General features: G+C 62.3%; 6 protein-coding genes. 4 read left to right on the forward strand and 2 right to left on the reverse strand.

What is annotated here, in order from left to right; genetic code table 11:
- The 4 genes from MJD61_01155 to MJD61_01170 all read left to right on the forward strand — a co-directional run.
- A partial coding sequence (locus MJD61_01155; protein ID MCG8553889.1) for a DNA-directed RNA polymerase subunit beta occupies positions 1 to 1,141 on the forward strand: 1,141 nt, incomplete at its 5' end.
- Between the two features lie 5 nt (positions 1,142 to 1,146).
- Positions 1,147 to 5,319 (forward strand): DNA-directed RNA polymerase subunit beta', encoded by a 4,173-nt coding sequence (gene rpoC / locus MJD61_01160; protein MCG8553890.1) that lies wholly within the window; start codon positions 1,147 to 1,149, stop codon positions 5,317 to 5,319.
- A 99-nt stretch (positions 5,320 to 5,418) separates the two neighbouring features.
- Entirely contained in the window at positions 5,419 to 5,889 is a 471-nt protein-coding gene (locus MJD61_01165) for a hypothetical protein (protein MCG8553891.1), read from the forward strand.
- Positions 5,890 to 6,272: 383 nt separating this feature from the next.
- A complete protein-coding gene (locus MJD61_01170; protein ID MCG8553892.1) occupies positions 6,273 to 7,439 on the forward strand; it encodes a hypothetical protein in 1,167 nt (388 codons plus the stop codon).
- 79 nt (positions 7,440 to 7,518) lie between these two features.
- On the opposite strand, the gene MJD61_01175 is transcribed toward MJD61_01170, so the two are convergent.
- The gene (locus MJD61_01175) at positions 7,519 to 8,382 is read right to left on the reverse strand and encodes a 3-keto-5-aminohexanoate cleavage protein (protein MCG8553893.1); all 864 of its coding nucleotides are present in this window, start codon (positions 8,380 to 8,382) and stop codon (positions 7,519 to 7,521) included.
- A gap of 47 nt (positions 8,383 to 8,429) precedes the next feature.
- Positions 8,430 to 8,570: acyl-CoA dehydrogenase (locus MJD61_01180; protein ID MCG8553894.1), on the reverse strand; the 141-nt coding region annotated here is incomplete at its 5' end.

Below are 8,570 nucleotides of genomic sequence, written 5' to 3' on the forward strand. Positions count from 1 at the left end.
CAGCGGCAGGGTGCTGCTCGCGAAGGGAACGATTCTGACGCAGGAGGGGCTGAATGCGATCTTGCGCAAGTACTGGGGGCAGATCGAAGTCGAGAAGCATGGCGAGGAGCTGAAGACCATCGCCGAGCGTCTTGGACGTCAGATTGCCGCGATCGAGGAGCGCTTTCAGGAAAAGATCGGCAAGCTCTCGAAGGGAGATGAGCTGCCACCGGGTGTGATCAAGATGGTGAAGGTCTATATCGCCATCAAGCGTAAGCTGCAGGTGGGCGACAAGATGGCCGGGCGGCACGGTAACAAGGGCGTAGTAAGTCGTATTCTCCCCGCGGAGGACATGCCCTATCTGGCGGATGGAATGCCGGTGGATATCGTGCTCAATCCTCTGGGTGTGCCCAGCCGCATGAACGTGGGGCAGATTCTCGAAACGCATCTGGGTTGGGCCGGTTATCTGCTCGGAGAGCAGCTGCAGCATCAGTTGACTCGATCGACCGAGGAGCTGCGGTCACGGCTGAGGACCATTTTCAAGACCGGGAGTGTACGAGAGCTGATCGACGACCTCGATGTGGCAAGCCTGGTCGAGTTCAGGCGGGCGCTCGGAAAAGGTGTGCACCTGGCCACGCCGGTATTTGACGGTGCGACCGAGGCAGAGATCAGGGAGCTGCTCAGCCTGGCGAGTGTCAAGGCCAGCGGACAGACGCGTCTGTACGACGGTCGAACGGGCGAGGCGTTTGACCAAGAGGTCACGGTCGGGATCATGTATATGCTGAAGCTGCATCATCTCGTGGACGACAAGATCCACGCGCGCAGCATCGGGCCCTACTCGCTTGTGACGCAGCAGCCGCTGGGTGGAAAGGCACAGTTCGGTGGCCAGCGTTTGGGTGAGATGGAGGTCTGGGCCATGGAAGCCTACGGTGCCGCCTATGCGTTACAGGAATTCTTGACCGTAAAGTCCGACGATGTGCAGGGGCGAACGCGTATGTACGAGGCGATCGTCAAGGGTGACCACAGCTTGGATGCCGGGTTGCCCGAGAGCTTCAATGTGTTGATGAAAGAGCTTCAAGCGCTGTGCCTCAACATTGAACTCATAGAGACCGGAGGGACATCGCCCAAGGTCGACGATGTCCTTGCTGCGGAGGAGGAATAAGGGTCATGAAGGATATCTTCAGCTTTTTCGAGAAGCCCAAGGATCCACTTTCGTTCTCCGCCATTCGGATCTCGCTGGCGTCGCCGGAGAAGATCCGGCAGTGGTCACATGGTGAGGTGCGAAAGCCGGAGACGATCAACTACCGGACGTTCAAGCCCGAGCGTGACGGCCTCTTTTGCGCGAAGATCTTCGGGCCTGTGAAGGATTACGAATGTGTGTGCGGCAAATACAAGCGCATGAAGCACCGTGGAATCGTGTGTGAGAAGTGCGGTGTCGAGGTGATCCAGAGCAAGGTGCGTCGTGAGCGATTGGGCCACATCACGCTAGCAACGCCGGTAGCACACATCTGGTTTCTCAAGAGCCTGCCATCGCGCATCGGCGCGATCCTGGACATCAGCCTCAAGGAGCTCGAAAGGGTCCTGTACTGCGAAAGCTACATCGTGCTCGATCCCATGGAGAGCTCGCTGCAGCGCGGCGAGATCTTGAGCGAAGAACGCTACCAGCAGCTCGTCGACGAATTCGGCTACGACGGTTTCACGGCCAGCATGGGTGGTGAGGCGATTCTCGAGATGCTCAAAGCCGTCGACGTTCATGCGCTCGGGGAGGAGCTGCGAGGAGAGATGCGCGAGACGGCCAGCGAGGCCAAGCGCAAGAAGCTCTCCAAGCGCTTGAAGGTCGTCGAGGCCTTCCGGGATTCCGGGAATCGGCCCGAGTGGATGATGCTCACGGTCGTGCCTGTCCTGCCACCGGACTTGCGCCCGCTGGTGCCGCTGGACGGCGGTCGCTTCGCCACATCGGATTTGAACGATCTGTATCGCCGGGTGATCAACCGCAACAACCGCCTGAAGCGGCTGGTCGAGCTCAACGCCCCGGAAATCATCATTCGCAACGAACGGCGCATGTTGCAGGAGGCCGTGGATGCGCTGTTCGACAACGGACGACGCGGCAAGACCATCACGGGACCCAACAAGCGCCCCCTCAAGTCCCTGAGCGACATGCTCAAGGGCAAGCAGGGCCGCTTTCGGCAGAACCTGCTGGGCAAGCGCGTGGACTACTCGGGTCGCTCGGTCATCGTGGTGGGGCCCAACCTGAAGCTGCACCAATGCGGTCTTCCGAAGAAGATGGCGCTCGAGCTGTTCAAACCGTTCATCTACAACAAGTTGGAGGAGCGCGGCTACGTTACGACGATCAAGAGCGCCAAGAAAATGGTGGAGCGGGAGAAGTCCGAAGTCTGGGATATCCTCGAGGAAGTGATCACCGAGCACCCGGTGCTCCTGAACCGCGCTCCGACGCTGCACCGTCTCGGAATCCAGGCTTTCGAGCCGGTATTGATCGAGGGCAAGGCGGTGCAGCTTCATCCCCTGGTTTGCGCGGCGTTCAATGCGGATTTCGATGGCGATCAAATGGCTGTTCACGTGCCGCTTTCTGTCGAGGCACAGATGGAGGCCAGAGTGCTCATGATGAGCACGAACAACATTCTTTCGCCCGCCAACGGTCGGCCAATCATCAACCCGACGCAGGACATAGTGCTGGGGCTCTACTACGTGACGCGCGAGCGGCCCTTCGTGCACGGCCGCCACCGTCCGGGTAGCGAAAAGCATGGAGACTTCAGCGGGATCTACTCCTCTCCGGCAGAGGTCAGGATGGCCTACGACGCGGGAGAGGTGCACTTGCACGCGCGGATCCGGGCTCGCATCGATGGCGAGATCGTCGAGACGACGGTGGGGCGGGTCTTGGTAGCGGAGGTGCTTCCAAAGGGCGTCAGCTTCTCGCTGGTGAACAAGGTGCTCGACAAGAAGGCCCTATCGGTTCTGATCGACGCCTGCTATCGCAAGAGCCGCAACAAGAGCACGGTCCTGCTTGCCGACCGCCTGCGCACGTTGGGTTTCGATTCGGCCACACGGGCGGGCATATCGATCTGCATGGACGACATGGCCATTCCCGCAAGCAAGAAGGACATTCTTGCGAGATCGCAGCAGGACGTCGAGACCGTCATAGAGCAGTATCAGGAGGGGCTGATCACGGACGGTGAACGCTACAACAAGGTCGTGGACATCTGGGCGGACGCCGCGGATCGCGTGGCGAACGATCTGTTGGATGGCATAGGACGCGAAACGGTCGTGGATCCCAGGACGCAGGATAAGCGTGAGACTCCCTCCTTCAATCCCATTTTCATGATGGCCGATTCGGGTGCGCGAGGCTCCAATCAACAGATCCGGCAGCTTGCGGGAATGCGTGGTCTGATGGCGAAACCATCAGGGGAGATCATCGAAACGCCCATCACAGCGAATTTCCGGGAAGGCCTGACCGTGCTGCAGTACTTCATTTCGACGCACGGTGCGCGCAAGGGGCTGGCAGACACGGCGCTCAAGACCGCGAACTCGGGCTATCTGACGCGGCGCTTGGTGGACGTTGCGCAGGATGCCATCGTCACCGAGTACGATTGCGAGACGCTCGACGGCGTTTGGGTTTCGAAGCTCGAGGAGGGGGGTGAGGTGGTGACGACACTTGGCGAGCGAGTGTTGGGTCGCATCGCACTCGAGGACATCGTCGATCCGGTAACCGGGGAGGTGCTGGTGGCGCACAACGAGGAGATAGACGAGGGGAGAGTGCGTCGAGTCGAAGAGGCCGGCATTGATCGGGTGATTATTCGCTCTGTGCTCACGTGTCAGGCTAGGCGGGGTATCTGCGTGCTGTGTTACGGGCGGGACCTGGCACGTGGATACAAGGTAAACATCGGCGAGGCGGCAGGCGTAATCGCGGCGCAATCAATCGGAGAGCCGGGTACACAGCTTACCATGCGTACCTTCCATATTGGGGGTGCCGCGGCCAGAGGGAAGATTGAACAATCGAGCCTTACGACACGATCAGACGGGACGGTGAAGCTCGAGAACTGTCGCTATATCGAGAAAGAGGACGGTTCCGTTGTCATCATGAATCGGCACGCTGTGCTTAAAGTAGTGGATGAATCGGGCCGGGAGCGCGAGCGCTACAATCTTACCTATGGGGCATTCCTCAAGGTCAAAGACGAACAGCAGATCAGGCGTGGCGCCATGCTTTCGGAGTGGGACCCCTACGCCATACCGTTGCTCACGGAAGCCTCCGGGGTCGTGAAGTATGGCGATATCGTCGAGGGCGTCACCATGGAGGAGAAGCTCGACGAAGTTACGGGTCTCTCACGGCGGGTGGTAATTGAATCGCGCGATCCAAGTGCGCGTCCGCGGGTTTCGGTGAAGGATCCAGAAACCGGTGACACGATAGAAAGGGAAGGCACGCCCGCGCGCTACTTTCTTCCGGTTGGGGCCAACATCATTCCCCAGGAGGGTCAGTCCGTGGAGGCCGGCGAGATCATCGCCAAGATTCCGCGCGAGACAACCAAGACGAAGGACATCACGGGCGGGCTGCCCCGGGTGGCTGAGCTGTTCGAGGCCCGCAAGCCAAAGGACCATGCCATCGTTGCGGATATCGACGGAACGGTGAGCTTCGGCAAGGACACCAAGGGCAAGCGCAAGTTGGTGCTGACGCCCGAAATCGGGGATTCGAAAGAACACCTCTTTGCCAAGGGCCGCCATCTGACGGTGAAGGAGGGCGACCGCGTGATCGCAGGCGAGGCCTTGATGGACGGTCCCGCCAATCCTCACGACATCCTGCGGGTCAAGGGGGAGAAGGCGCTGTCGGCATGGCTCGTCGACGAGATTCAGCAGGTTTATCGTTTGCAGGGCGTGACGATAAACGACAAGCACATCGAAGTCATCGTTCGGCAGATGCTGCGCCGGGTTCGAATCAAGGAGGTAGGAGACAGCACCTTCTTGGTCGATGAACAGGTGGAGAAGGGCGCGTTCGAAAGGGAAAACGAGCGCGTGATCGCACGCGGGGGGCATCCAGCAGTAGCGGAACCGCTCTTGCTCGGAATCACCAAGGCATCGTTGTCGGGCGATTCCTTCATCAGCGCCTCCTCGTTCCAGGAGACCACGAAGGTGCTCACAGAGGCTTCCATCAGCGGGAAGGTGGACTACCTGCGCGGACTCAAGGAAAACGTCATCATGGGACGTTTGGTTCCCGCTGGCAGCGGCCTCGCAGCGTACAAGCGCTTTGAAGTAGTGGTGGCAGACTCGGTTTCCGAAGAAGGCATCCGCCGGTCGGAGCCCGCCCCGGTTGCCATGGCAAGCGAGGAATAGGGCTCCGAGCTGAGCTGGATGTGCCGCTAGGGCGCATCAAGTCCGTAGCGCCGGGGCTTTTCAAAGGCCCCAGGATGGCGTAGGCACGAAGGATCGGGGATGACCGAGTCCGACCGAAAGCCGAAGCCGCGCCCGCTCCCGCGCCCAGCCGGCCGGTCTGCGGCCTGGCCCCTGGCGCGCCCGCGCACAGCCACGGCAGCGGCTGCTGCTCTGCCACCGAAGTCGGCCAGGCGGGGCGTGGCCTGGCCGCTCGCTGAACCGCTTCGCGTGAACCGGACCCCACCAAGCCACGGGGCCGGCGCATCAACAGAAATCCAGGAGCAGGCCGCCACGGCCCAGTCGGTCGATGAGGAAGTCGTGGCTCCTTCCGCCGTGTCTTCCGCCGAATCGGGGGAGTCCGAGACGGCGACGTCGGCCGGCGTCGCCACCGAAGACCGGCCCGGACAACCAGTCGATGGGGCCGGCGAGGGCCTGCCCGACCCCGAGCCCCCGCAGATTCGCAGCTACGCGCGCCTGGGTCGCACCGTGCCGCGGGTACGCATCAAGGATCTGGCCTCCAAGAAGGGGTAGTGCGGCGCTGCCGAGGCTGCCGCCCGCAGCCTGCGCTGGGCGCGCGCTGGCGCGCAGGAGCAGCGCTGCTATGGCTTCACTGGTCGCCTTTGCGAGCGCCCGGCGAGTCCTCGCTGGTATCGGCCCAGAGGCCTCGTCACGGCGCCGGTCGTGCTGGACGAGCGATGCGGTTCGGGATGGGCATGAGTACTGACCCTTCAGCAGCGACTACGAGCCCGCATCGGTCACCAACTTCGAGTCCGATCGGTCGAGGCGTCTGCGATAGCGGCCGATCCGCAGTTGAGGGACCGGAGGCATAGTTGACACCATGTGGAGGAGGCCGAAACGAGGACGCGGCTGCCTGCGCGGGCGGATCGGCCGATCGGGCTGGAGGCTGGTGATCGATGCGGGCTAGACCCACCCCCATTCGACGCACCCTGTTCGTGATGCTGACGGGGATCGGTTCCGTGCTGCTGTGCGCGGTCCTACTGGAGAGCGCGCTCTGGGTGGGAGGAACGCGGCTGCCGGTGAACCTCGCCAACTACGTCGTGACCAAGTACAACGAGTGGCCCCGCGGCATCTACGTGGTGGATGGCAAAACCGGCATGAATTTCATGCGACCAAACCACCACACGCAAAACTGGTTCAACGGCTATTCCTTCGAGCACCGCACCGACGAGTGGGGTTTTCGCAACGCTCCGGGCATACGGGACAAGGAGGTCTTGCTCGTCGGCGACTCCATGGTGTTCGGGCACGGACTCGACGTGGAACAGACCGCGGCCCACCTGCTGCGAGCAGAGTATGGCCATCCGGTCTACAACATGGCCCGCCAAGCCGATTGCCTCTACCAAGAGTACCTCCTGCTGCGCTTGTTCCTGCCGCGCTTCCGGCCGAAAAAAGTGCTGCTGTTTCCGTTCATCAACGATCTGTACGAGATTGTTGCACGCAGGCCTTTTCAGTACTTGACTTGGAGGCCGGAGCTCACGCACTACGACTACGGGCTGCTGTGGAACGACATGCATGCGCTATGGCGCGGCACTCCGACCAACCTGCGCAGCTTTCTGATGAACTTTCGTGCGATGCGCCTGTACCACGCCCTAGAAGTCGAGGCGCTTGCGCCGCCTGTGGCCTTGTGGCCGAAGGACGAGCAGACCGGTAGGCCCGAGATGCCGCATTTCCTCGTGCCCCTCATGAACCTGGCATGGTTTCGTCCGGCGGCTCAGTATTTCGGTGCGGTGATGGCGGACCTGAGCCAACGAGCGCGACAGCAGGGTGTGGAGCTCCAGCTCGTCGATCTGGATACGCGGGGTGCGCTTCCGCGCTATGCCGAAGCGTTCGACCGCATGGCAGGGCTCGTGGCCAACACGTGTCGGCACAACCGGCTGGCATGCACCTCTACGCGGGCGATCTTCGAGGATTGCGACCACTGCTACTTGCCATACGACGGACACTTCAGCGTCGAAGGCAACCGTCGCCTGGCCAAGTTCTTGCACAAATGGCTGCAACGCCCGAACCAAGAGCGGCAGGCCGAGTCCGCCGGCAGCAACCACGCGGGGTCGCGAACTCCGTAGTCCAAGCGGGCTCCACACCATGACCTGCCCGTCTTGCAGGCCCCTACAAGCTCCCCAAGCGCGCGGCCGGCCGGAGCCGCTACCGGGCAAGCAGCCGAGCGCGGGCTTGCTGGGGGGAGGCGATTTCGCGGCCGGCTTTGCGAGCACATTTCACGATGGCGTGCACGAGGTCACCGTTGCCGCGCGCACGCGATCCATCGGGAAGGTAGAATGTGTCCTCCAGACCCGTTCGAAGGTCGCCGCCGAGCTCGGCGGCCTTTCGGTGCAGGCGCCAGACCTCGGCGCGGCCGATCGCGGTCACCTGCCAGCTCGAGCCCTCGCGAGCGTAGCGCACCAAGAGCGGCAGCAACTCCGCGTCGCAGGGCATGCCCGAAGCCACGCCCATGACGAAGTTGTAATGAGGCCGCGCGGCCATGCCGTGTTCCACGTACAAGCAAACCGAGCGCACGATGCCCAGATCGAAGCACTCGAACTCGGGCACCGCACCTGTTTCGCGCATCACGTCGAGCATCCGCTGGACCTTCTCGACCGGATTGTCGAACACCATGGGCGGCCAGGCCCAGGAGCCGTCGGCGCGCGTCTTGAGGTAGTTGAGCGAACCGGCGTTGCAGGCTGCGATCTCGGGGCGAATGCGGCGCATGCACGCGCTGGGACCGGACAGATCGGGTCCGAGCACGCCCGTGCTCATGTTGATCAGCGCCCCCGGGCAAGCTTCGCGCACGGCGTCGTTGACTTCGCTCGCGAGCGCCGGTTCCCAGCTCGGCAGATGTCCCATGCCAGGCTCCTGGCGCCGGAAATGCAGGTGCATGACGCTGGCGCCCGCGTCGTAGGCCTCGCGGGCCGACCTGGCCATCTCCTCGGCACTCACGGGCACGGGATGGCGTGCCGGATCGGTCAGGACCCCGGTCAGCGCGCAGGTGACGACGAGCTTGCGCTCGCTCATGGAACGACCAGGCTCATGGAACGACCAGGCTCATGGAACGACCAGGCTCATCGGCCGGCAAGCCCATCGAGCTTGCAGATGATCGAGAGCATGACTTCGTCCGCACCCCCACCTATGGAGGCGAGCCTGCCATCACGATACAGGCGGCTGACGCTGGCTTCCCACATGTATCCCATGCCACCCCAAAA

This window comes from Pseudomonadota bacterium, from assembly GCA_022361155.1.
Classification (GTDB): domain Bacteria; phylum Myxococcota_A; class Polyangia; order Polyangiales; family JAKSBK01; genus JAKSBK01.

What these genes read in the sequence shown, in the direction of transcription:
- MJD61_01170 (MCG8553892.1), top strand. Translation starts at nt 6,273, where the DNA reads ATGCGGGCTAGACCCACCCCCATTCGACGCACCCTGTTCGTGATGCTG.
- rpoC (MCG8553890.1), top strand. Translation starts at nt 1,147, where the DNA reads ATGAAGGATATCTTCAGCTTTTTCGAGAAGCCCAAGGATCCACTTTCG.
- MJD61_01175 (MCG8553893.1), bottom strand. Translation starts at nt 8,382, where the DNA reads ATGAGCGAGCGCAAGCTCGTCGTCACCTGCGCGCTGACCGGGGTCCTG.
- MJD61_01165 (MCG8553891.1), top strand. Translation starts at nt 5,419, where the DNA reads ATGACCGAGTCCGACCGAAAGCCGAAGCCGCGCCCGCTCCCGCGCCCA.